The organism is Ensifer adhaerens (genome assembly GCF_013283195.1).
Lineage (GTDB): Bacteria > Pseudomonadota > Alphaproteobacteria > Rhizobiales > Rhizobiaceae > Ensifer > Ensifer adhaerens_G.
In genome coordinates this window covers 1,218,831-1,240,923 of record NZ_JABEKT010000002.1, presented here as the reverse complement: position 1 = coordinate 1,240,923, position 22,093 = coordinate 1,218,831, and the positions used below count along the sequence as shown (strand labels likewise).

Here is a 22,093-nt window from a genome sequence, read left to right as displayed (position 1 = left end):
TGCCTTGTCGAAGGAGAAGACTTCGGCAGAATAGCCGAAGGATTAATCCGGCCCTTCCCGCATCCATCCTCCGTTCCACGTTCGGCGCCGACAAAGGCGAAAAGGCGCCGTTTAGGCACGTGGGCAGGCGGTGCCCGAGATCGCCGTGACGGCAAGACCACAGTCGATTGCGCTCGATGCGCATGAAATGTCCCCCTGCCCTTTACAAAGCGGATTAGGCGTGAACTCATTCGCGTTTGGAGGAATGGAGGAGCATGGCAGCGATGCCATCGAAATTCCATGGTTTCACATTCGGAACATGTTCGCGAAATCGAGCGGGTAGGACAAGGCCTGGCAACCGGCCGCGATGAGGTCGTCGTCAAATCGTGGCTGCGGTGTCTCGATCAGCACAAGCTGGATCCGGCGCAGACTTGCGAAGCCTATATCTTGCCCGAGCTTCGCCTGCGTGAGCATCGGCAGGAGGCCGAAGACCTTATCAGGATCGCGCGCTCTGGTCTTGAAAACCTCTATAATCAGGTCGCCGGACAAAACTACGTCCTCCTGCTTTCCGATCGAAAAGGCGTGACGGTCGAGTTTCTGGGCGATCCCTCCTTCGACAACAACCTGCGACGAGCCGGTCTCTATCTCGGATCGGATTGGGCGGAGGCGCGCGCGGGCACGTGCGCGGTCGGAGCCTGCCTGGAAACCGGCGAAGCGCTGACGATCCACCAGAGCGACCATTTCGATACGACGCATACTCCGCTCTCCTGCACCGCCGCGCCGATCTACGATACCGAAGGAGGGCTTTCGGCCGTCCTCGACATTTCGCTGCTCAGTTCCCCGATCCTGAAGGCGAGCCAGAACCTTGCACGCCACCTCGTCGCCGCCACCGTGCGGCGGATCGAACTCGCCAACCTGATGGCGCGCACGCGCCATGAATGGGTGCTACGTTTTGCCCGCTCGCCGGAGTTCCTCGACGTCGATCCCGAGGCTGCGATCTCGATAGACGGGCGCGGCCTCATCATCGGCATGACCCATGGGGGCGCCCGCATCCTTGCGCGCGCGGCCGGGCTCGACTGGCGTGACCCGCAGAATCTCATCGGGCAGCCGATCTCCCGCTTCTTCGATATCGGCGTCGATGGCCTGGTTGATTTGACGCGCCGCAGGCCGACGGAGGAGCGTCTTTTGACCGCCCGTGACGGAAACGCGCTCTTTGCCCATGCGATCGAACCGCAGTTTCCTGTTGGCAGGACGGCCGGCAAGATGGCAACTCTTTCGGCTACGCGCCGGCTCGGCGGCAATGTGCCAGTGATTGCCGCCCTCGAGGAGCGGATCGCCAAGCTGGCGCCAACTGCGCTACCGGTCCTTATTCAGGGAGAGACCGGTTCGGGCAAGGAGCACCTCGCGCGGGCCATCCACGACAGCAGCGGCCTCAAGGGCAAGTTCGTTGCCATCAACTGCGCAGCGTTGCCCGAACACCTTATCGAGAGCGAACTCTTCGGATATCTGCCAGGCGCTTTTACCGGCGCATCGCCCAAGGGGCGCAAAGGGCTGATAGAACAGGCGGATGGCGGAACCCTGTTCCTCGATGAGATCGGCGACATGCCCCTGGTCTTGCAGACCAGATTGCTGCGGGTCCTGGCGGAACGGGAAATCCTGCCGCTGGGTGGGGTGGAACCGAAACCGGTTAGCCTGCGCATTGTCTCGGCGACACACCGGCCGTTGCAGCAGCTTGTGCAGGAGGGACGGTTCCGTGAAGACCTGTTCTATCGCCTGAATGCCGCTGTGTTCCTTATGCCGCCGCTTCGCGACCGGCCGGATTTCGAATGGTTGCTTGCAGCACTGCTCGATAGGCACAGGAGCGAAGGGCGACCTTTACACGTTTCTTCCGACGCACTGGCCGCACTGAAAGCCCATGGCTGGCCCGGCAATATCCGCGAACTGGACAACGTCCTGGCTGTCGCGGCTGCCGTTTGCGACGAAAACCGGATCGAGCTCGCCGACCTGCCAGAGCATCTCATAGCCGCGCTGACGAACAAGAAGGAGGGGCCGCCCCCAAGCGGACAGTCCGACGACGGCGCGTCGCTCCAGATCGTGCTCTCATCCTGTGGTTGGAACATTTCCGAAGCGGCCCGACGCCTGGGCGTCGATCGCTCCACCGTTCACCGCCAGATCAAGCGGCACGGGCTGCGCGCCAAGCACTAGCACGCAACAGGTGTGGTGCCACACCTGTTGCAGCCGCTCAGGTGAACAACTTCAACAAACGCCCTTAAGTTGCTGATTACAGGTTTCAATCACCCCTGAGAGAATTCTGGCACGTGCCTTGCTCCGTATTGTCGCAACAAAGACAGAACGGAGGAAACATGCGCGCACTCAGATTTCATGCAGCCAGGGATTTGCGGCTTGAACAGATCTCGCCACCCGATCGCAAGCCCGCACCGGGTCAGGTCCTCATCCGCAACCGGTTTGTCGGCATCTGCGGCACGGACCTGCACGAATACGCCTATGGCCCGATCTTTATTCCCAAGGAGCCGCATCCCTATACCGGCGCCCATGGCCCGCAAATCCTCGGACACGAGTTCGGTGGCGTCGTCGAAGCGGTCGGCGACGGCGTCAGCACCGTCGCAGTTGGAGACAGGGTCTCGGTTCAGCCCCTGATCATGCCGCGCGCCGGCGACTACTTTGCCGATCGCGGGCTCTATCACCTGAGCACGGATCTCGCGCTCGCGGGGCTCAGCTGGCAGTGGGGCGGGATGGCGGAATATGCCACGCTCAACGACTACAACGTCCAGAAAATCCCAGATGCCATGAGTGACGAGGAGGCCGCCCTCGTCGAACCGACCGCGGTTGCCGTCTACGCCTGCGATCGCGGTGGCGTGACGGCAGGAAGCAGCGTGCTCATCACCGGTGCAGGGCCGATCGGAATTCTGACGCTGCTGGCTGCAAGGGCAGCCGGTGCCGCCCAACTCTTCGTTTCCGACATCAACGATGCGCGGCTCGCCTTCGCCAAATCGATCCTGCCGGATCTCATTACGATCAATCCCAAGCGGGACAGTCCCGGCGACGTCGTTCGCTCCATTTCGGAAGGCAATGTCGGCTGCGATGTCGCGATCGAATGCGTCGGCAACGAACATGCGCTCAAGGCCTGCGTCGATGCTGTGCGCAAACAGGGCGTCGTCGTGCAAACAGGCCTGCATCCGCACGAGAACCCGCTCGACTGGTTCCAGGTCACCTTCAAGGACATCGACCTGCGTGGTTCCTGGGCTTACCCGACTCATTACTGGCCGCGCGTCATCCGGCTGATCGCATTGGGCCTGCTGCCCGCGAGCAAGGTCGTGACGAACACCATCACCCTTGACCAGGCCGTTGCCCAAGGTTTCGACGCCCTGCTGGATCCAGCCGGAAAGCAGCTGAAGATCCTGATCGACCTTTCAAAATGAACCATAGCTGCGCCGGGGAAGGAGGAGCCGCCCCGGCGTTGCCACCTGATATTCGAGCAAAACGGAGGAGATACCATGCTTGAAGACAGCCCCAACACGAAGATAGACACAGCCCTGGCCAAACTCGGCAAGGCGCTGGAGCGCGGAGACATCGAAGCGGCGGTCAACCTGTTCCAGGCGGACTGCTACTGGCGCGATCTGGTCACGTTCACCTGGAACCTGCGCACGATGGAGGGCCAGGATCAGATCCGCGACATGCTGACAAACCAGTTGAAGACGATCAAACCATCGCGCTTCCGCCAGGATGAGAAAGAAATTGCGACGGACGGTGACGGCGTCACGCAAGGCTGGTTCGAATTTGAAACCGATGTTGCCCGTGGCTATGGCCATATCCGTCTGAAGAACGGCTTGATCTGGACGCTTTTGACCACGATGAGCGAGATCAAGGGACATGAAGAGCCCAAGGGTCTGAAGCGACCGATGGGGGCGGAACACGGCCACGACCCCAATCGCAAGACATGGAGTGAAAAACGCCAGGAGGAAGCAGCGCGCCTCGGCTACGAGACACAGCCCTATGTCGTCATCATCGGCGGTGGCCAGGGCGGCATTGCACTTGGCGCCCGCCTGCGCCAGCTCGGCGTGCCGACGATCATCATCGAGAAGAACGAACGCCCCGGCGACAGCTGGCGCAAGCGATACAAGTCGCTCTGCCTGCATGACCCCGTCTGGTACGACCACCTGCCCTACATCCCCTTCCCGGAAAACTGGCCGGTCTTTGCGCCGAAGGACAAGATCGGCGACTGGCTGGAGATGTATACCAAGGTGATGGAGCTCAACTACTGGAGCTCGACCACCTGCAGATCCGCCGCCTATGACGAGGACAAGCAGGAGTGGACCGTCGTTGTCGAGCGCGACGGCAAGGAAGTGGTGCTGAGGCCAAAACAGCTTGTGCTGGCCACGGGCATGTCGGGCAAGGCCAACATTCCCAAGTTCAAGGGACAGGAGACCTTCAGGGGCGAACAGCAGCATTCCTCGCAACATCCGGGGCCAGACGCCTACAAGGGCAAGAAGGTGGTCGTCGTCGGGGCAAACAACTCGGCCCACGACATCTGCGCCGCCCTGTGGGAGGCGGGCGCCGACGTCACCATGGTCCAGCGCTCCTCTACCCACATCGTGCGGTCGGATTCGCTGATGGAGATTGGGCTCGGCGACCTCTACTCCGAGCGCGCCGTCGCCGCCGGCATGACGACACGCAAGGCCGACCTCATCTTTGCCTCGCTGCCCTATAAAATCATGCACGAGTTCCAGATCCCGCTCTACGACAAGATGCGCGAGCGCGATGCCCGGTTCTATTCGGACCTCGAAAAGGCCGGTTTCATGCTCGACTGGGGTGCCGACGGCTCCGGCCTGTTCATGAAATACCTGCGCCGCGGCTCCGGATACTACATCGATGTCGGCGCATGCGACCTCATTATCGATGGCTCGATCAAGCTGAAATCCGGCGCTGACGTCGATCACCTGACCGAAACGTCGGTTGTGCTCAAGGACGGAACCGAACTGCCGACGGATCTCGTCGTCTACGCCACTGGCTACGGCTCGATGAATGGCTGGGCGGCCGATCTCATCAGCCGTGAGGTGGCCGAAAAGGTCGGAAAATGCTGGGGGTTGGGCTCCGACACGCCAAAGGACCCCGGGCCCTGGGAAGGCGAACAACGCAACATGTGGAAGCCGACACAGCAGGAGGCTCTCTGGTTTCATGGCGGCAACCTGCATCAGTCGCGGCACTATTCGCAGTATCTTTCGCTGCAACTGAAGGCCCGCCAGGCCGGCATCGAAACACCGGTCTACGGCTTGCAGGAGAGCCATCACCGCGGCTGACGTCTTGAGGGCTGGCCGGAGCCGGGTATCCGGCCAGTCCCGTCATAGAGCTCGCGCCCCATGACCTTCAGGGGGCTCTGGCATTTTCAGCTCAATGGAAAGCCCATTGCCGAAACCAGTCTGAGCCACGGCTTGCGCCATCCGCCTTTTCGGTCAGCGGTATCGAGCGCATACATCGTGACCTGCGCCCCAAGCCAGCGAAAGGGCTCGGGCGGCACGACGTTGGGCAGTTGTGTCGCAAAATCCAATCTGCTCTCCGAAGTCTTCGAGCCGTCGAGAATATCGAGCGCGATGCGCGCGCCGAACCGCGAAGCCGAGACCCCGAAGCCCGAATAGCCGCCGGCATAGACGACCTTGCCTGAGTGATACCTCTGGAAGTGCACCGCCATGCGCGTGCTGAGATCGATCGGGCCGCTCCAGGCGTGAGTGAACCGGAGACCCTGCAATTGCGGGAACGTGTCGAAGAAGGCATCGGCGAGCGGTTCGTAGGTCTGGACGTCGCTATCGACGCCCGGCGACGTCGTGCCCGCAAACGCGTAGCCGAGCCTCCCACCGAAGATGATGCGGTTATCCTTCGTCAGGCGCATGTAGTTCATCTGGGTCCGGGTGTCGTAGACACCCTGCCGGCTCTTCCAGCCGATCGACGCCATCTGCTGTTCGCACAACGGCTCGGTGGCAAGCACCCGATCGCGGATGGCGACGACACGGCGCCTGATGCCACGATGGCCGGAAGCAAACGCGTTGGTGGCCAGAAGCACCTTCGGTGCGGTCACCGAGCCAAAGGGCGTCTTGACCTCGATCTTGGCGCCAACCTCGTCAAGCGTCAGCAACTCCGTACCCTCGAAGATTTCGACGCCGAGAGAAAGGGCGGTTCGTTTCAAACCCCAGGCGAGCAAGGCCGGATGGACCGTCCCACTGATATCCTTCGACCAGATGCCGGCCTTGTATCGCGGCGACCCGATCTGCGCCTGGACCGCGTCTTGATCGAGAAACACGGCCTGATGACCATATTGAAGGTGCAGTTCGTGCTCCCTGTGCAGGGCGTCAACATGATCTGCGTCCACCGCGACCGTCAGTTCGCCGCCCCACTCCGCGTGGCAATCGATGCCATGGTCGGAGAGGGTTTGCATGAAACCATGCATGTTCTCCTTACCGAGCCGCTCCAGCTCGGCAATGTCGTTGGGAAACACGCGCACCGCATTGGACAGGCCGTGCATCACCGACGTAGAGACGACGCCGCCCGGGCGCCCGGAAGCACCGTTGGCGACGGTGCCTTTCTCGATCAGCACCACATCGAGATCGGGCTGGGCCTGCTTGGCCTGGATCGCCCCCCAGAGGCCGGTGAAGCCGCCACCGACGATCAACAAGTCAGCTTTCCGATGGGCCGTCAGCGGCGGCAGGGCTTCGGGCGCATCCGGCCGATCCAGCCAGAACGGCAACATCGTTACGTCGGCAAGCGAGATCACCGACGATCGTTGCGTTGGGTGTGCCATGGGGTCACCCGTCGGTCTTTGCGGTGTGCAAGACGTAGACTTTGCGCATCGTCTCGAGCACCTCGAACCGAACCTCCACCCCCTTCGGCAGCACGTAGCTTTCGCCCGCTTGAAACGTCTGCACCGATCCGTCCGGGCTGGTGATCGCGACCTTGCCGGAAAGGATTACGCTGTACTCCACCCCATCGGGATAGGAGAGCATTTCGGCGTAGGGCGTCGATTGCCATGTGCCGACGACGATCGAACCGTCGGCGCTTTCGAAATGGACATCGCCCATTTCGTCGGCAAAACCCGAAAGGATCGCCTCGACCGGTACGACGCTGCACTTTTCCAGCTCGCGCAGCCCGACACCGTTGCGATCAATTTTCATTACCTTGGTCATATATGCTCCTGTATGCATGGTCAGCTTTCGGCGGGACACGAGGCTACCGGGTCCCGCCGGATGTGTTTGGCGAGGCTATTTCGCCCGATAGACTTCCGTTCCCGCGACATAGGTCGCCTCGACATGCCGCTTTCGGATAGACCGATCGACGGGGTCTGGCAGCTTGGCGTCGAGTACGACGAAATCAGCCCATTTGCCCGTGGAGATCGACCCGATCTGGTTGGCCCACGGTGTCATGTTGGCGCCGGCCTGGGTGTAGGCAAACAGTGCCTCGTCGAAAGTGACGGCCTGCTCGGGATGCCACGGGCCGTCGCCGAGCCCGAAGGGGCTTTCGCGGAAGACGGCATCGTTGATCTGGGTCAGCGGGCTTAGCGGCGAGGTCGCCCAGTCGGATCCGAACACGACCGGAACCTTGTGCTGAAGCATCGACTTCCAGACATAGGCGTGGGACTCGCGCTCATGGCCGACCCGTTCGGTGATGTATTTTCCGATCGTGCCGGTGGCATGGTTCGGCTGCATCGATGCCACGATGCCAAGCGTCTTGAACCGCTCGATATCCGAGGGATTGATGATCTCGATATGCTCGACGCGGTTCGGATACTTGGCGTGTGATTGTGCCTTTTCGAATGCGTTCAGCGTCATCTGGACGCCGGCATCGCCGATCGCGTGAACGGCCGTCGGGAAGCCGTTTTCATTGGCGGCTTTGATCAGCGCGCTCAGATCCGCCTCCGACTGGAACGGCTCACCCTTCCACCCCGTGCGGTCCGAGTAGTTTTCCAGCATATAGGCCGTGTGGGTCGACAGCACACCGTCGACGACCGACTTGGCATATCCAACCGTCAGAAGCGGACCCTTGACCTTCGTCTCACCGCTGGCAGCGACACGACTGTCGACGGCTTCACGATCCTCTGCCGCCGCTGCGATGTTGGCGGCCTTGTCTTCGAAGAAGCCGTACCAGACCCGGAGTGACAGGGACTTGTCCTCGACGAGTTTCAGATAATCGTAGACAGCGGCAATGGACGACATGTCGTGAACGCCGGTCAGGCCGACGCTGTTTGCAAACTTCACGGTCTGCAGCAGCGCTTCGGCACGTTCCTTGTCGGAATAGGCCGGCTTCTTGTTGGTGACGAGGTCGCCGGCACCTTCGAGCAGGATCCCGGTTGGTTCACCGGTTTTGGCGTCGACGACGATCTCGCCACCGGCCGGCACCTCGGATTTGACCGTGACACCGGCGATTTCCAGTGCCTTGCTGTTGACCCAGATCGAGTGGAAATCGATATCGCGCAGAACGACGGGGCGATCCTTGACCACGGCATCGATGTCTTCCTTCGTCGGAAGCTTGCCTTCCTTCAGCGTATAGTCCCAGCCTCCTCCGGTGATCCACACGCCTGGCGGCAGGCGTTCATCCGCCTCCTTGATCTTCTTCAGCCACGTTTCCTTGTCGGGGATGTAGGAGAGGTCGACACCGGTGACATAGTCCGTGCCGCTTGTCAGATGCGTATGCCCGTCGATGAAGCCGGGCGTAACCGTCTTGCCGCCAAGGTCGAGCACAGTGGTCTTGCCGTCGGCGAGCGCCCGGATCTCGGCGCTGGTGCCGACTGCCACGAACTTTCCGTTCTCGACCGCGAAGGCTTCGGCGCGCGGCGTGTTCGGATCGACGGTCCGCACGTCGCCGTTGACGGCGATAAGATCGGCGGCCGCGTTGGCAACCGTAGAAGATGCCCCGGCCGCTAGCGCGGCGAGCATGGTGCCAGCCAGAAGCTGGTGCAGCAGAACCCTTGTTTTCTTGATGCGCACGTCTTTCCCTCCCGAAGTCCGAACAGATGAAGCGGATGCAGGGAGTAAGCGGCAATGCGGCCGGAAGCGGAATACTCCAAAGGGCTAGGTCCGCTGATCGGCGACCGCAGCAAACATCCGTCATCAGCCAGTAACAGGCCGCGGCCGTCTCTTGCGGCCATTTTCAAACTGACCTACGCTCGCGCGAGGGAGGACGCAGGCATGAACGGGAGTACCGCGACGAGCGAGCCAGGCGCAGTGACGCAGTCGCCTGCGATCAATGAACTGGCGATGTCACTGATCGGCAATATCGGTCGAATGGATTTCCAGGAACGCCTGGCCGAAGCGCTGAAGCAGCATGTTTCCGTGGATGCGGGGCTGATCCTGCTCTATCGGGGTGAGAGCGCGCCGAAGATACTCTTCAATGATTGGCAGACGCATCGCGGCCTGTCGGACATCCGGCATTACCTTCAAGGCCCCTACCGGCTCGATCCGTTCTATCAACTCGCGGTCGAGAACGAGGATGATGGGCTATATCGCCTGAGCCAGATCGCGCCTTCGTTCGACCGCACGCAATACTACCGCGAATACTACCAGCACTCCGGGCTTCACGACGAGTTCAACTTTATCGTCAGCCTCGACGATGCCTCGAAGATAGCGATCTCTCTCGGGCGCAAGCGGACGAGCATCGCCTTCAGCGAGCAGGAAGTGCAACTGCTTGAGAGCCTGGCACCGATCCTGCGGACGGCGGTCATCCGCCATTTCCGCGACCTCCGGCCCGAGACGCTTGATGGCGAGGGCTCAGCGTTGCAGAAGGCGCTTGCCCAGGCGATCGGCAATTTCGGCCGCAGCATCCTGACGGAGCGCGAATGCCAGGTCGCTCAACTCGTGTTGCGCGGCTACTCAGTCAAGGGTGCTGCAACGCAGCTCGGCATCTCGCCGGCAACAGTGAAGCTGCATCGGCGCAACCTCTACTCGAAGCTCGACATAACGTCACAGACGGCACTGTTTGCGTTGTTCATTGACGCCGTCTCGTCGGCGAAGAACGTCTATGAAGACCCGCTGTCGGGCTACCTCGCCAAGCGCGGGCAGCTGACGGGCGAGCTCGCCTGCAACTGACAGGGGTCTGTTGCAGGCTACCGAACTCTTGTGGTCTTGAGGCGCTCGGGCGCCTATACGGCCAGGCTGCTCTTTGCCGAGGGCGTGGACACGATGCGTGACGCCACCAGGCCGAAGACGACGACGCCAAGGATGATCGTCGAGATGGCGTTGACCTCAGGGGTCACCCCGAACTTGATCTGCGAATAGATCTTCATCGGCAGTGTCGAGGCCCCGGGACCTGTCGTGAAACTCGATATCACCAGGTCATCAAGCGACAGCGTGAACGACAGCAACCAGGCCGAAACGAAGGCCGGAGCCATGTTCGGCACTGCCACCTTCATGAATGCCAGGAATGGCGGACAGCCGAGATCTCTTGCTGCTTCCTCCAGCGACGGGTCGAGTTCGACCAGCCGGGACTGCATCACCACGGCCGCAAAACACATGGTGAAGGTGGCATGGGCAAGCGTGATCGTCACCGGGCCGCGATCGATGCCCAATGTCACGAACATCAGCAGCATCGACACGCCCATCACCACCTCCGGCATCACCATCGGCGCCACCAGCATGCCGTTGAAGATATGGTGCCCGCGGAAGCGGCGAACTCTTACCGCCACGATCGCTGCGAGCGATCCGAGCACGGTCGCAAACGTCGCCGAGATCGCCGCCACCAGAAAGCTGATCTTTGCGCCCTCGACGATCGACTGGTTGCTGATCGCGGCAGTGTACCATTGCGTGGAGAAGCCTCCCCAGACGGTGACCAGCCGCGAGGCGTTGAAGCTGTAGACGACCAGAACCACGATCGGCAGGTAGAGAAAGGCAAGCCCGGCACAGATGGAAAGCCGATTGAACCAGGATGGCTGAGACATAGTCGCTTCTCACTTAGAGGTTCGAGACAAACGTGTCTGAAACAGGACGATGGGGATCACCAGGATGACGAGAAGCAGCACCGTAACCGCCGAAGCGACCGGCCAGTCCCGGTTGTTGAAGAACTCGATCCAGATCGTCCTGCCGATCATCTGGGTGTCCGCACCTCCCAGGAGATCCGGCACGACGAATTCGCCGATGACCGGGATGAAGACCAGCGCGGATCCGGCGGCAACGCCCCTGAGGCTGAGTGGAAAGGTGACGCGCCAGAACGCCGACAGGCGCGAACATCCAAGGTCGCGCGCCGCCTCGATCAGGGTGCGGTCACTGGCACTGAGGTTGGCGTAGATCGGCAGCACCATGAATGGCAGATAGGTGTAGACGATGCCGATATAGATCGCGGTCTCGGTGTTCATGATCCGCAGCGGTTCGGAAATGACGCCGAGGTTCAGGAGCAGCGAATTCAGTAGCCCGTCGTTGCGCAGGATGCTCATCCAGGCATAGACGCGGATCAGCATCGAACTCCAGAACGGCACGATCACGAGGAAGATGAGGAACGAGCGCGACCGAGGCGAACAACTTGCAATGCCGTAGGCCAGCGGATAGGCGATCGCCAACATCAGCGCGGTCGAAATCGCCGCCACTTTCAGGCTGGTGAGGTAGGCGAGCAAATAGGTATTCTCACCCAGGACGAAGATGAAGTTCTCAAGATTGAGCCTGATGCTGAGCAGCGATCCCTGCCACGCATAGAGCGGCTCATAGGGCGGCATGCCGAGGCGAACGGACGAGAGGCTGATCGCCAGCACGAGCAGAAAGGGCATGAGGAAAAAGACGGCGAGCCAGCCATAGGGGACGAACACCAGTGCGCGTCGGCCCAGATCGGGTTTTGATTGCATCATGTCGTTCCCTAGTCGGCCAGCAGACGGGCGGCCTGCGGCATCCATGAGGCAAACACGGTGTCGCCGACCGACAGATCGTCCTCCGCGCCCAGGTTGACGCGCAACGCGTCCAGCGTTGCCCCGCTCTTGAGGCGAACCCGGTAGTGCCGTCCCGATCCAGCGTAGCTGAACTGTTCGATAACGCCCTCAAGACCGCTGCCCTGCCTGGCGAGCTCGACCCTCTCCGGCCGCACCGACACCCAGAAGCGCCCATTGGTGGAGACATGGTCCGCAGCGGTGGCAAACACCGGACCGCCCGCCTCCGCACTTTCGACGGCCAGTTCGCTGCCCGAACGGGTGGTAGCACCACCTTCGAACACGTTGGCCTCACCGAGGAATTTCGCGACATAGCGGGAAACCGGAGTTTCGTAGACTTCGGCAGGCGATCCGATCTGCAACACCTTGCCCTGCCGCATGATCGCGATACGCGATGATACGGTCATTGCCTCATGCTGGTCGTGGGTGACGATGATGAACGTCAACCCCAGCTCGCGCTGAAGCCTGACCAACTCATGCTGGGTCTCCGTGCGCAGGTTCTTGTCGAGCGCGCCGAGCGGCTCGTCCAACAACAGCACTTTAGGCCGCTTGACCAATGCTCGCGCCAAGGCGACGCGTTGCCTTTGCCCGCCGGACAGCTGTTGCGGCTTGCGATCGAGCAACGCGGTCAGTTGCAGCTTTTCGGCGACTTCGCTGACGCGCTGCCGGATCTCGGCCCTTGCCAGCCGATCCTGCTCAAGGCCGAAGGCAATGTTCTTGCCCACCGTCAAATGCGGAAACAGGGCGTAGGACTGGAACATCATGTTGGTTGGCCGGCGATGAGCCGGAACGTCCGTGACCTCTTCCCCATCAAGCCGGACGGCACCGGATGTCGGCGTCTCGAAGCCGGCGACCATGCGCAGCAAGGTCGACTTGCCGCATCCTGATGGACCAAGAAGCGAGAAGAATTCCCCCCTCCCGATGCCGATCGAAACGTCGTCAACGGCAGTGAAGAAGCCGAAAGATTTGGAGAGGTTCTCGATGGATACGTAGGATTGCAATGCGAATGTCCTTCTGCTTCCGCTTCTCAGGCGACGTGCTCAGCTGCCGGCCCTGAAGGCCGTCCATACCCGTGTCCGTTCGCGCGCCTGACGCGGCGGCAGCGACTTGTCAACGAAGAGCTTGGCGCGGACTTCGGCAGGCGGATAGACGTTCGGGTCGGTGCGGATCGCCTCCTCGACGAGAGGTGTCGCTGCGGCGTTGGCATTCGCGTAGAACACGTGATTGCTGATGTCGGCGACGGTCTTCGGTTCGAGAACGTAGTCGATGAAGGCCAGGGCCTGCTCGGGATCAGGCGCATCCGCAGGCACGGCCATCGTATCGAAGGAAATGATCGTGCCTTCCTTCGGGATCGAGTAGGCGACCGCGACACCATTGTTGGCTTCGTCCGCACGTGCCGCGGCGATGCCCGCGTCGCCGCTCCACATCATCGCCAGGCACAGCTGGCCGGATGCCATGTCTGCCACCAGCTGGCCGCTCTGCATGTGCCGGATGTAAGGGCGCAACGTCAGAAGCAGATCCTTGGCCTTGTCGAGATCCTCTTGGCTAGTCGAATAGGGGTCGAGACCGAGATAGTTCAAAGCGATTGGGATCACTTCGTTCGGCGCATCGACGATGCCGATGCCGCAGTCTTGAAATTTCTGCGCCAGTTCCGGCTTAAAGAACAGGTCCAGGCTGTTCGTCGGCGCTTTGCCGACACGCTCCTCGACGAGCTTCGGATTGTAGGCGATCCCCGTCGTCAGCCACATGTACGGTACGAGATACTGATTGCCCGGGTCGTGTTCGGCAACGAACTTCAGGAGATCCTTGTCCAGGTTGTTATAGTTCTTGAGGCTGGACGGATCGATCGGCTTCAGCGCACCCGATTGGATAAGGCGCTCGCCGACAGTCGCGCTTGGAAAGGCCACGTCGAACCCGCTTCCGCCTGCCAGCAGACGCGTCTCCAGAACCTCCAGCGAATCGAAGAAATCCACACGGGCGTCCACGCCTGTTCGCTTGGCGAAGGTCGAAACCGTGTCTTCGGCGAAATAGTCGGAGAAATTGTAGATAAACAGCTTTTCGTCGGCCCTCGCGCTCTGCTGTCCATAGAGCAAGGCGATCGAGGCGATAGCAACCGAGTGCATCAGCGAACGGTACGAACCGGTCATGTTCCCTCCCAAGGCAGAATGGCCTTTGTTTCGGGAAAAACTGCTGGGGTAACCGGGAAGCGTCAACACTCCCTTTGGCTAGGCTGGGCGGCGGTCCTGCCGCCAGGCACAGGACCTCCAGCGCCAAAATGCTTCATGCTGGACGACGTCGGGATGATTGCGATCAGATCATTACCGCCATGTTTTCAGGCACATGAACCGAGAATAGGCGCATCCTCGGTTCGCCGCTTTTGCAGTCCTCAAGCTGGTCGCGTCTGTCCCACAACAGACCTCTTGTCACCCAACCGTCGATGGCGCGATTTCAGTGGCCCCGGCGTCGGTTTCAACCGCAGGCCGAAAATCAACGGCCGCAGATCCTCGCTGCCGGTGAAGAGGATGGCGCGGATCATCGTGCGGGCGGAAGAGGAAACGTCGGGCGACGTCGAGATAGCCGTCGTAAACCAGACCACCATTGACAGCGATGAGCGCATCCCTGTCTCGGCGGTAGAGCAGTGGTATCCTGTACCAGGGAACTCCGGGCCGCTTGTGATGCAGCACATGGAGATTGTTGTAGAGAAACAGGAGCCCGAACAATGGACTGTTTTCGACGATCGCCGTACGCTCGTCGTGGTGGTCGGCATAGCGATGCTCGGCATAGGAACGCAGCCTTGTGAGAGCCGCACCGACATAGACAAAACCGAAGCCGTAGAGCCACAGCGGCATGCCGCAAACTTCGATCACCCAGACGAGGATCGCGGCAACACCGATCGCATGCCGGATCCAGATCGCCGCCCGCCGGCGGTCACCGTTGAGCACGAGCGCCGCCTCCTGTGCCAGGAAGCTGGCGATCATGACGATGGGCCCGAGGGTCAACCGCCCGAGCAACGTAGTGTTCCAGTCTGCGAGCAACCGACCGGCGCCTCCCATGCGCTCCCAGGCTGCCTGGGTGAAATAGGACGATTCCGGATCCTCGATCGGATCGGTCAGGTGCTCGTCGCGGTGATGGGTCAAGTGCCCTGCGCGATAGATCGCATAGGGGAGCCAGAGGGACAGCGGCGGCCAGCCGACCGCATCATTGACGAAGCGGTTGCGGGTGGGATGCCCGTGAATGACTTCGTGCTGGAGCGATCCGTGCCAGGCGATCAGCCAGCCGCCGAGGCCGATCACGGCCATCACCGGCAGCGACTGCCAAAACCAGGTGAGAGCGAAAAATCCGCCATAGATGATGATCGCCAGCGCGACCGTCTGCCATTCGATACGGGAGATTGGGGAAATCGTGCGTTGCGGGGGAAGCGTGTCGTCCGGCCTGTGCTTGATCATGAAACGGATTCCGGGGGAGTCAGCGAATGGATTGATGCGGCCAATATAAAATCCGGGCGCGGCACGCCGCGCCGCATCGCTTTGCAGTTAAACGAGAAAATGGAAAACCCGGTTGCGTAAACCGCGGTGACTGTAGAATATGCATTCTACGTACTTTGTAGAATACTGGCCTGTCGACAATCGAGGGCTTAAACGGGGTGCCCCTGTTGGGAACGGGTTTCGCAAAGTCTGTCGGCGCGCCCGGTGGAACACCTCCCGCCATCAGCGAAACGTTCCGCCCTGCCTCAGCCGATCACGGCGTAGCCCTGGCGTGCGGCATCGCGATCGAAATCCGCCAGCACCTCGTAGTCGTTATCGCCAAGCAGGCTGATGCCCTGCAGCGAGAGCGTGTCGCAGACATCGGCAAACGCCGGGTCGGCTATCGTTTCCGACAGGGCCTGGCGCAGGATCACCAGGTTCTCTGCCGGCGTCGACATGGCTGTGATGAAAGGCAGGCCCGGCCCCTTGGCCGTTTCCGCCAGGATGCGCAAACCGGCCACGCGATCGGGATCGAAGCGCAGGGTGTTGCCGAAAGTCACGCAGTCGATCGCCGCCACATCCGCCGCCCCGCGCGACACAGCGTCCATGCTTGCTCCGTGGCCGCCGGTCTCCAGCACGCTTGAGAAGAACCGGCCATCGACAGCGTGTGGCGCCACAAAGGCGCGAAACAGGTTGTATCCGGAATTGCTGCCGGGCTCGTTGATCGCCGCGCGCCCGCCCCTCAGATCCTCGAACGACGTTGCCGACGACTGAGCATTGACGACGATGAAACTGCATTTGAGCGGACCGTCACAGCCTGGGAGCCGATAGACGGGCGATGCGACCAGTTGCACCTTGCCGCGCAGATGCTGGACATAGGGATATCCGCAGGTCTGACCGAACAGCAGGTCCGGACGCATCCACGCCTCGTTGTAGCGGATTTCCTCGTCAAGCGCTTCCGGTGCCTCAAGCCCGTAGGCAAGGATGCGCTCGCTCAGCGCACGCCAGAAAAGCCGCGTCGCCTCCGCGACTGGCGGCGGGCTGGCATACATTGCGAGGCTGGCGAGAGACATGGCAGAACTCCGGAAAAGCACCTTAAAAACCCATGCAATGCATAGAATTAAACTGCAATGAGGTTTCTTCGGTGAAAGTTTGTGACAGCGCTTTTCGTCGCTGGCAAACGCATCCCTCGGGAAATCGGTAATGCGGCCGGATAGCCTGCTCATGTGAGCAGGCTATTGCTGTGAGCAGCATCACAGACTTCCGCCCTGACCGGCTATGCGACCAGATCAGGAAAGCGCCTGCACGGACTTGATCTTGTCGATGCCTCCGACGATTGGAGCAAACTCGTCCCAAACGCCGTGCGCGCCTTTCTGCCACTCGTCCAGTGCCTCCGGCTTCAGGACTTTTCCGCCGTTCTGAATGGCAAGCTCGATCGATTTTGCTTCGTCTTCGACAATCAACTGGTTGAAATAGGCCGCACCCTCCTTCGACGCCTGTTCAAAGACGGACTTCTGTTCGTCGTTGAGGCGGCTCCAGAAATCGGAGGAGTAATAGACGACGCCGGATGCCCAGATATGGCCGGTTTCGGTCAGATAAGGCACCACCTCATAGAGCTTGAAGCCTGCATAGGCCGACTTGGTGAGGTCCATGGCATCGGCGACGCCAGTTGCAAGTGCGTTGTAGGTCTCAGTGATCGGTATGCCGATCGGCGTCGTGCCGAAGGCGCTCCAGAGCTTGGTGTGAAGCGGGCTTTGAATGACCCGGATTCGCTTGCCCTGAAGCTGCTCGGGCTTTGTCACCGGCTCCTTGGTCAGCAGATGGCGGGCACCGTAGTTGATGAAGTCGGCGACCACGAAATTCTGAGACAGCAATTTCTGCTTGAGCTCGCCGCCTATCGCGCCGTCGACCGTCTTGCGGACATGATCGGCATCGCGAAAGAGAAACGGCAGGTCGAGCAGTTGCAGTTCCGGCGTCCAGCCGGACAGCGAAGACACCGTCGACAGGCTTGCCTGAACCGAACCGAGGCGAACACCCTCGGCGACTTCCTTTTCACCGCCGAGCGCGCCGCTCTTGACGATATTGAAGCGGAACTGTCCGGGCAGCTTGGCTTCGACCAGCTCGCTGATCTTCAGCCAGATCTTCGTCTCGGGCTTGTCGTCGCCGAAGAGCGAAGCGATCGTGATCGCCGTTGTGCGGGCATGGGCCGGACGCAGGACCGCGGGTGTGGCCAGAGCGGCTCCCGCAAGGGCAGTCGTCTTTAGGAAGGCACGTCTGTTGAAAGCGTTCATGACGAAGATCCTGTTGGTTAGAAAACAATTGCCCAGGCGCAAAGGATCGCGAGGGAGACAAGAAGAGCGCAGAGATACGGAACCACCGCCTTGAAGAGTGCGGGGGCCGGTATTGCCGTGACGCCGCTGACGACGAAGATCAGCATGCCGAGCGGCGGCGTCAGCCCATGGATCATCAGGTTGACGACGATGATGACGCCAAAGTGGATCGGATCGATGCCGGCTGCGACCGCCGCCGGCAGGAGGATCGGCCCGAAAAGCAGGATCGCTGCACCGATATCGAGCACCAGGCCAACGACCAGAAGAATGACGTTCGACAGCAGGAGCACAGCGAGCGCGCTGCCGCCGAGCAGCAGCGTCAGGTCGGACACCAAGCCGGCGACGTCGTCGACCGCAAGGAGGAAGGCAAAGGGGCCGGCTGTTCCGATCAGCAGGCCGATCGCGGCTGCTTCGGTCGCTGCCTGACGGAACGCCGCATAGAACGAACGGATTCCGAGCCGCGCGGCAAGTCCGAGAAACAGCGTGTAGAGCGCAGCCAGTGCCGCAGCTTCCGTTGTGGTGACGATGCCGAAGCGAATGCCGAGAACGACGATGATGCCCAGGCCGAAGGCGGGAATGGCCTGTCTGGCCGATTGCCAGCGTTGCGTGCCGGTCGCACGGGCTTGCGGCACCTGTTCGCGCACGGTCAGGTGGATCGCAACCGCAAGGCAGATCGCCATCAGGCCACCGGCGAAGAAGCCGCCGACAAGCAGGGAGCCGACCGAGAGGTTGGTTGCGGTCGCCAGAATCAGGAACGCGATCGATGGCGGGATGACATTGTCGAGCACCGACGTGGACGCGATAATGGCTGCGGCCTGTGCCGGCGGATAGCCATGTTTGACGAGCTCCGGCTGGAACGTTGAGGCACCGAAGGCAGCGTTGGCAACGGAAGAGCCCGAAGCGCCTGAGAAAAGCACGCTTGTCAGAAGCGTGGTCTGGGCGAGGCCCGCGCGCCGATGCCCGACGATAGAGGCAGCAAAACGGACAAGCTGGTTGGCGACGCCCGATGCGGTCAGCAAGCCGCCCGCCAGCAGGAAAAACGGTATCGCCAGAAGCAGAAACTTCGAGATCCCTGTTACCGTCGACGAAACGATCGCGGGTTCGGGCAGGCTGCTGCCAAAGGCGATGGCGACATAGGCGGCCGCAAGAAACGCATGCGGAAGGGGTGCCGCCAGAACCAGCCCAAAGGCCGCGACGAGGCCGAGCACGATGCTTGGAGGCCAGTCGACCTCGATCGCGACATGCGGAATCACCGCATAAATCGCAGCGCCGATAACAATGGAAAGCAGACCCTGTACGCCTCTCCCTTCGCCGACCCGCTGCAGGATCAAGACGAGGAAGATCAGCAAGCCGCCGCCACCGAGAAAGCCGAACCGAAACCATTCCGGCACGCCCAGCGTGGGCGAGACACCGCCGAGCATGCTCATGATCTCATGGCCGCCGAATGCCAGCACCAGCGCAGTGACGACCGTAAAGGCGTCGGCTCCAACTTGCGTTGCCGGATAGAGCCGCGACGGCAGCATCTTGGCAAAGACGTCCAGGCGCATGGCCAGCGCGCTATTGAGGCTCAACGGTGCGCCGATCGCAATCAGCGCGACATGCAGCCAGATGCCCAGGTCCTCAGCGCCAACAAGGCCGGTGTTGAAGAAGTAGCGCATGCAGACGCTCGAAAGAACGACGGCAAGCAAGACGGCGAGCACCGATGCGGCCGCGATGCCCAGGCTCGCTTCTATCCCCCTCAGTGTGCGCTGCGCCAGCAGGCGCCCAATGGAGGCCGGCTCGGTCGAGTGGATTTCGGTAATGGCCACGCAAACATACCTTTTGACGAGAGGCTCAAGCGCTCTTCACGGTGGACAGATCGCGGTCAAACAGGGTGGACCAGGTGAAGTTGCGCGCCGGTGCAACATCACGCTGAACATCAAGGCGCGGCAGGACCTTTTCGCCGAAGCGATAGGCCTCTTCGAGCAGTGGCATGCCTGACAGGATGAACGTCTCCACGCCGGCCTGCTGATAGGCTTCGAGCGTGCGAAGGACAGTGTCCGGTGAGCCGACGATCGCCGTGCCCGGTCCCGGTCTGACCAACCCGATGCCCGCCCAGAGATTGGGGGCGACTTCAAGATCGCGCAGATTATCCGGTTTGAGGCCACCATGCATTGCCGTCATGCGTTGCTGACCGACGGAATCGCTTTTGCCAACAAACCGTTGGTTGGAGGCAATCGCGGTGTCGTCCATGCGCGCGTAAAGATCGGCTGCCGCCTCCCAGGCTTGCTCATCGGTGTCACGCACGATGACGTAGAGGCGAATGCCATACTGGAGTTCACGCCCGTATTGGGCGGCACGGACCCTCACCGTCTCGATCTTGTGCCGGATCTGCTCCGGCGTCTCGCCCCAGGACAGATAGGTATCGACATGCTTGGCCGCGACATCGATCGCCTTGTCGGATGAGCCGCCGAACCACAGCGGCGGAGGGGCGATCGTTTCGCTGACGGGTAGCGCGAGCTTGGCGCCTTCGGTCGAAAAATACTTGCCCTTGTGGGTGACGCTTTCGCCGGCAAACAGTCTGTGCCAGAGCTGCAGATACTCATCCGCCATATCGTAACGCTCGTCATGCGGCAGCATCATCCCGTAGGCGCCGAGCATCTTGGCGTCGCCGGAGACCACGTTGATCAACAGGCGATCGCGCGAAAACTCCTGGAAGGTGGCGGCCATCTTGGCAAGCAGCGTTGGAGCGACCAGCCCGGGATGGATCGCGACCAGGAAACGCAGACGTTCGGTGTGGGAGAGCAGCGCGCTCGCCAGTACCCAGACGTCGTGAGCGCCAGTTGCAAACAGGGCGCCGGTATAGCCAAGATGGTCATAGGCTTGCGCCAGTTGCTTGTAGTAGCCGTAATCGACCTTGCGGGAACCCTCCGGCTGCCAAGGATAAGCGCCGTCGGGCGCGCACATATACCAGAATACGTTCACGTTAAGGTCCTCAATATGCTGTCTTCAAGGGTTGGCCGACCGTTATGGAATGATGGAAATGCCCATGACGGTGGAGCGTGTCGGCTTCCTCCTGCTGTTCGGCGAGAACGGCGCCATCGATCGGGCCGACCGCAAAATCACGCGAGCGTACGACTCGCTCCCAAACATCGGCATCCGTCGCCGTGCGGTCATCCGCAGCGAGCAGGCGTGCTGCCGTCTTCGGGTCGTCGGCAATCTCCCTGCCGATACGGTTGAGCTCCATGGCGATGGCAGCGCGTTCGCCGGCGGAAAGCCCGGTTCGCCGCAGCGTCCAGAACAAGGAGCGGTTCGGGATCGCTGCGCCGCAGCGTACAAGCAGCCGCAGATCGGATCGCTCGATAGCCTTTTCCAGCCGCGGTGACATTGCCACCCAGGCATCGACACGCCCCTCCAGCAACTCCGTCAGCGAATCCCGGGTGCCACTCTCGATCCGCTCGACGTCGGACAGAACAAGGCCCTTTCCTTCCAGACTGCGCGCGAGCAGATAGGTGTGAAAGGATCCGTCGATCAACGAAATCCGGCGACCAACAAGATCGGCGACGGATGAAATGTCGCTCGCCTCGCGAACGAAGATGGCGCCATTGGAAGGACGCGGAGCTGAGGCGGCGATGTATTCGACACCAAGGCCACGCGCATCAGCTTCAAGTGGCGGCGTCGATCCGGTACCGCCAAAATCGATGACGCCTTGTTCGATCAGCGCGGCGGTATCCCGCCCCTCGCCGTAAGGAACGAATACCGGATCGAGTTCAGCAAACGCGCCTGGCCACAGACGTGCCAAACGCAAATGCAGGTTGTTGGGGTGAACGCCAATCCTCATGACCATTCCAATCGAAGTCTTGCAGTGCCAATACGATCAATCTACTTTTTTATAAACTGAATGCGAGAAAGGTCGTGCCATTGCCGGCAGCAGTGCGAGATATTTAATCTATAAAATCTACCGACATTAAAATGTTCTGCCGCAGGTACGTTTCATCCCGGTCTGCGCATTGAAATCCACCGAATCTCACTTTACTTTTTTATGAAGCGAGAGAGGCAATCATGACGAAACCGGCACCGACTAAGGTCTGTCGCAGCGTTGGCGAGGCCAGCGAGTTGTTGAAATTGATGGCAAACGCTAATCGCCTGGCAATCGTTTGCTATCTCATGGAGGCGCAAGCCTCGGTCTCGGCGCTGGAAGCCGAGCTCGGTATCCGCCAGCCGACGCTGTCGCAACAGCTCGCGGAGTTGCGCGAGGCAGGTGTCATCGAAGGGCGGCGCGACGGCAAGGCTATTGTCTACAGGGTCGCCGATCCCCGCGTGGAAACGATCGTTCTTGCGTTGCGCAAGATGTTTGACGGGCTGGATGATGTTACCGGCCGCTTCGGCATGGCGAAGTTGCCGGTCGACGAACTGATGTTCGATTGAGCGCC

Annotated in this window: 18 protein-coding genes; 5 read left to right on the top strand and 13 right to left on the bottom strand. The window is 61.1% G+C overall.

Annotation, left to right across the window (positions count from 1 at the left end):
• Positions 1-279: 279 nt before the first annotated feature.
• From LPJGGPFB_RS22090 to LPJGGPFB_RS22080, 3 genes are all read left to right on the top strand, one after another.
• On the top strand, positions 280-2,184 hold the full coding sequence (locus LPJGGPFB_RS22090; RefSeq protein ID WP_173422035.1) for a sigma-54-dependent Fis family transcriptional regulator: 1,905 nt from the start codon (positions 280-282) through the stop codon (positions 2,182-2,184).
• Between the two features lie 158 nt (positions 2,185-2,342).
• Positions 2,343-3,419, top strand: a complete 1,077-nt coding sequence (locus tag LPJGGPFB_RS22085; protein WP_173422034.1) for a 2,3-butanediol dehydrogenase — start codon at positions 2,343-2,345, stop codon at positions 3,417-3,419.
• Between the two features lie 75 nt (positions 3,420-3,494).
• The gene (locus LPJGGPFB_RS22080; RefSeq protein WP_173422033.1) at positions 3,495-5,297 is read left to right on the top strand and encodes an NAD(P)/FAD-dependent oxidoreductase; all 1,803 of its coding nucleotides are present in this window, start codon (positions 3,495-3,497) and stop codon (positions 5,295-5,297) included.
• Between the two features lie 86 nt (positions 5,298-5,383).
• Here the strand turns inward: LPJGGPFB_RS22080 and LPJGGPFB_RS22075 are convergent, their stop codons facing one another.
• The 3 genes from LPJGGPFB_RS22075 to LPJGGPFB_RS22065 all read right to left on the bottom strand — a co-directional run bounded on the left by LPJGGPFB_RS22075 (position 5,384) and on the right by LPJGGPFB_RS22065 (position 8,969).
• Positions 5,384-6,790 carry an NAD(P)/FAD-dependent oxidoreductase gene (locus LPJGGPFB_RS22075; RefSeq protein ID WP_173422032.1) on the bottom strand — a complete coding sequence of 469 codons (1,407 nt, stop codon included), beginning with the start codon at positions 6,788-6,790 and terminating at the stop codon, positions 5,384-5,386.
• Between the two features lie 4 nt (positions 6,791-6,794).
• On the bottom strand, positions 6,795-7,172 hold the full coding sequence (locus LPJGGPFB_RS22070) for a cupin domain-containing protein (RefSeq protein ID WP_173422031.1): 378 nt from the start codon (positions 7,170-7,172) through the stop codon (positions 6,795-6,797).
• A 75-nt stretch (positions 7,173-7,247) separates the two neighbouring features.
• Positions 7,248-8,969, bottom strand: a complete 1,722-nt coding sequence (locus tag LPJGGPFB_RS22065) for an amidohydrolase family protein (RefSeq protein WP_210264538.1) — start codon at positions 8,967-8,969, stop codon at positions 7,248-7,250.
• A 201-nt stretch (positions 8,970-9,170) separates the two neighbouring features.
• Here LPJGGPFB_RS22065 and LPJGGPFB_RS22060 point away from each other — a divergent pair, with 201 nt between their 5' ends.
• Positions 9,171-10,067 (top strand): helix-turn-helix transcriptional regulator, encoded by an 897-nt coding sequence (locus LPJGGPFB_RS22060; RefSeq protein ID WP_173422030.1) that lies wholly within the window; start codon positions 9,171-9,173, stop codon positions 10,065-10,067.
• 53 nt (positions 10,068-10,120) lie between these two features.
• On the opposite strand, the gene LPJGGPFB_RS22055 is transcribed toward LPJGGPFB_RS22060, so the two are convergent.
• The 10 genes from LPJGGPFB_RS22055 to LPJGGPFB_RS22010 form a co-directional block, all read right to left on the bottom strand.
• Positions 10,121-10,915: an ABC transporter permease gene (locus LPJGGPFB_RS22055; RefSeq protein ID WP_173422029.1), complete on the bottom strand. Its 795-nt coding sequence runs from the start codon at positions 10,913-10,915 to the stop codon at positions 10,121-10,123.
• Positions 10,916-10,924: 9 nt separating this feature from the next.
• On the bottom strand, positions 10,925-11,812 hold the full coding sequence (locus LPJGGPFB_RS22050) for an ABC transporter permease subunit (protein ID WP_210264537.1): 888 nt from the start codon (positions 11,810-11,812) through the stop codon (positions 10,925-10,927).
• 8 nt (positions 11,813-11,820) lie between these two features.
• Positions 11,821-12,888, bottom strand: a complete 1,068-nt coding sequence (locus tag LPJGGPFB_RS22045) for an ABC transporter ATP-binding protein (RefSeq protein WP_234902956.1) — start codon at positions 12,886-12,888, stop codon at positions 11,821-11,823.
• Between the two features lie 39 nt (positions 12,889-12,927).
• Positions 12,928-14,034, bottom strand: a complete 1,107-nt coding sequence (locus tag LPJGGPFB_RS22040; protein WP_210264536.1) for a polyamine ABC transporter substrate-binding protein — start codon at positions 14,032-14,034, stop codon at positions 12,928-12,930.
• A gap of 276 nt (positions 14,035-14,310) precedes the next feature.
• Complete coding sequence (locus LPJGGPFB_RS22035) at positions 14,311-15,333, bottom strand: fatty acid desaturase (protein WP_173422027.1); 1,023 nt, start codon at positions 15,331-15,333, stop codon at positions 14,311-14,313.
• Between the two features lie 284 nt (positions 15,334-15,617).
• The gene (locus LPJGGPFB_RS22030; protein WP_173422026.1) at positions 15,618-16,424 is read right to left on the bottom strand and encodes a phosphate/phosphite/phosphonate ABC transporter substrate-binding protein; all 807 of its coding nucleotides are present in this window, start codon (positions 16,422-16,424) and stop codon (positions 15,618-15,620) included.
• A gap of 216 nt (positions 16,425-16,640) precedes the next feature.
• Positions 16,641-17,642, bottom strand: coding sequence for a TRAP transporter substrate-binding protein (locus LPJGGPFB_RS22025; RefSeq protein WP_173422025.1), 1,002 nt, complete (start codon positions 17,640-17,642; stop codon positions 16,641-16,643).
• Positions 17,643-17,659: 17 nt separating this feature from the next.
• On the bottom strand, positions 17,660-19,489 hold the full coding sequence (locus LPJGGPFB_RS22020) for a TRAP transporter large permease (RefSeq protein WP_173422024.1): 1,830 nt from the start codon (positions 19,487-19,489) through the stop codon (positions 17,660-17,662).
• Between the two features lie 25 nt (positions 19,490-19,514).
• Entirely contained in the window at positions 19,515-20,645 is a 1,131-nt protein-coding gene (locus tag LPJGGPFB_RS22015) for an LLM class flavin-dependent oxidoreductase (protein WP_173422023.1), read from the bottom strand.
• Between the two features lie 10 nt (positions 20,646-20,655).
• Positions 20,656-21,501: an ABC transporter substrate-binding protein gene (locus tag LPJGGPFB_RS22010; RefSeq protein WP_173422022.1), complete on the bottom strand. Its 846-nt coding sequence runs from the start codon at positions 21,499-21,501 to the stop codon at positions 20,656-20,658.
• Positions 21,502-21,722: 221 nt separating this feature from the next.
• On the opposite strand from LPJGGPFB_RS22010, the gene LPJGGPFB_RS22005 reads away from it, so the two are divergent.
• Positions 21,723-22,088, top strand: a complete 366-nt coding sequence (locus LPJGGPFB_RS22005) for an ArsR/SmtB family transcription factor (protein WP_173422021.1) — start codon at positions 21,723-21,725, stop codon at positions 22,086-22,088.
• Positions 22,089-22,093: the final 5 nt, after the last annotated feature.

Coding starts and splice junctions, on each gene's coding strand:
- LPJGGPFB_RS22090 (WP_173422035.1), top strand. CDS start 280: ATGGTTTCACATTCGGAACATGTTCGCGAAATCGAGCGGGTAGGACAA.
- LPJGGPFB_RS22085 (WP_173422034.1), top strand. CDS start 2,343: ATGCGCGCACTCAGATTTCATGCAGCCAGGGATTTGCGGCTTGAACAG.
- LPJGGPFB_RS22080 (WP_173422033.1), top strand. CDS start 3,495: ATGCTTGAAGACAGCCCCAACACGAAGATAGACACAGCCCTGGCCAAA.
- LPJGGPFB_RS22075 (WP_173422032.1), bottom strand. CDS start 6,790: ATGGCACACCCAACGCAACGATCGTCGGTGATCTCGCTTGCCGACGTA.
- LPJGGPFB_RS22070 (WP_173422031.1), bottom strand. CDS start 7,172: ATGACCAAGGTAATGAAAATTGATCGCAACGGTGTCGGGCTGCGCGAG.
- LPJGGPFB_RS22060 (WP_173422030.1), top strand. CDS start 9,171: ATGAACGGGAGTACCGCGACGAGCGAGCCAGGCGCAGTGACGCAGTCG.
- LPJGGPFB_RS22055 (WP_173422029.1), bottom strand. CDS start 10,915: ATGTCTCAGCCATCCTGGTTCAATCGGCTTTCCATCTGTGCCGGGCTT.
- LPJGGPFB_RS22050 (WP_210264537.1), bottom strand. CDS start 11,812: ATGATGCAATCAAAACCCGATCTGGGCCGACGCGCACTGGTGTTCGTC.
- LPJGGPFB_RS22040 (WP_210264536.1), bottom strand. CDS start 14,034: ATGACCGGTTCGTACCGTTCGCTGATGCACTCGGTTGCTATCGCCTCG.
- LPJGGPFB_RS22035 (WP_173422027.1), bottom strand. CDS start 15,333: ATGATCAAGCACAGGCCGGACGACACGCTTCCCCCGCAACGCACGATT.
- LPJGGPFB_RS22030 (WP_173422026.1), bottom strand. CDS start 16,424: ATGTCTCTCGCCAGCCTCGCAATGTATGCCAGCCCGCCGCCAGTCGCG.
- LPJGGPFB_RS22025 (WP_173422025.1), bottom strand. CDS start 17,642: ATGAACGCTTTCAACAGACGTGCCTTCCTAAAGACGACTGCCCTTGCG.
- LPJGGPFB_RS22010 (WP_173422022.1), bottom strand. CDS start 21,501: ATGAGGATTGGCGTTCACCCCAACAACCTGCATTTGCGTTTGGCACGT.
- LPJGGPFB_RS22005 (WP_173422021.1), top strand. CDS start 21,723: ATGACGAAACCGGCACCGACTAAGGTCTGTCGCAGCGTTGGCGAGGCC.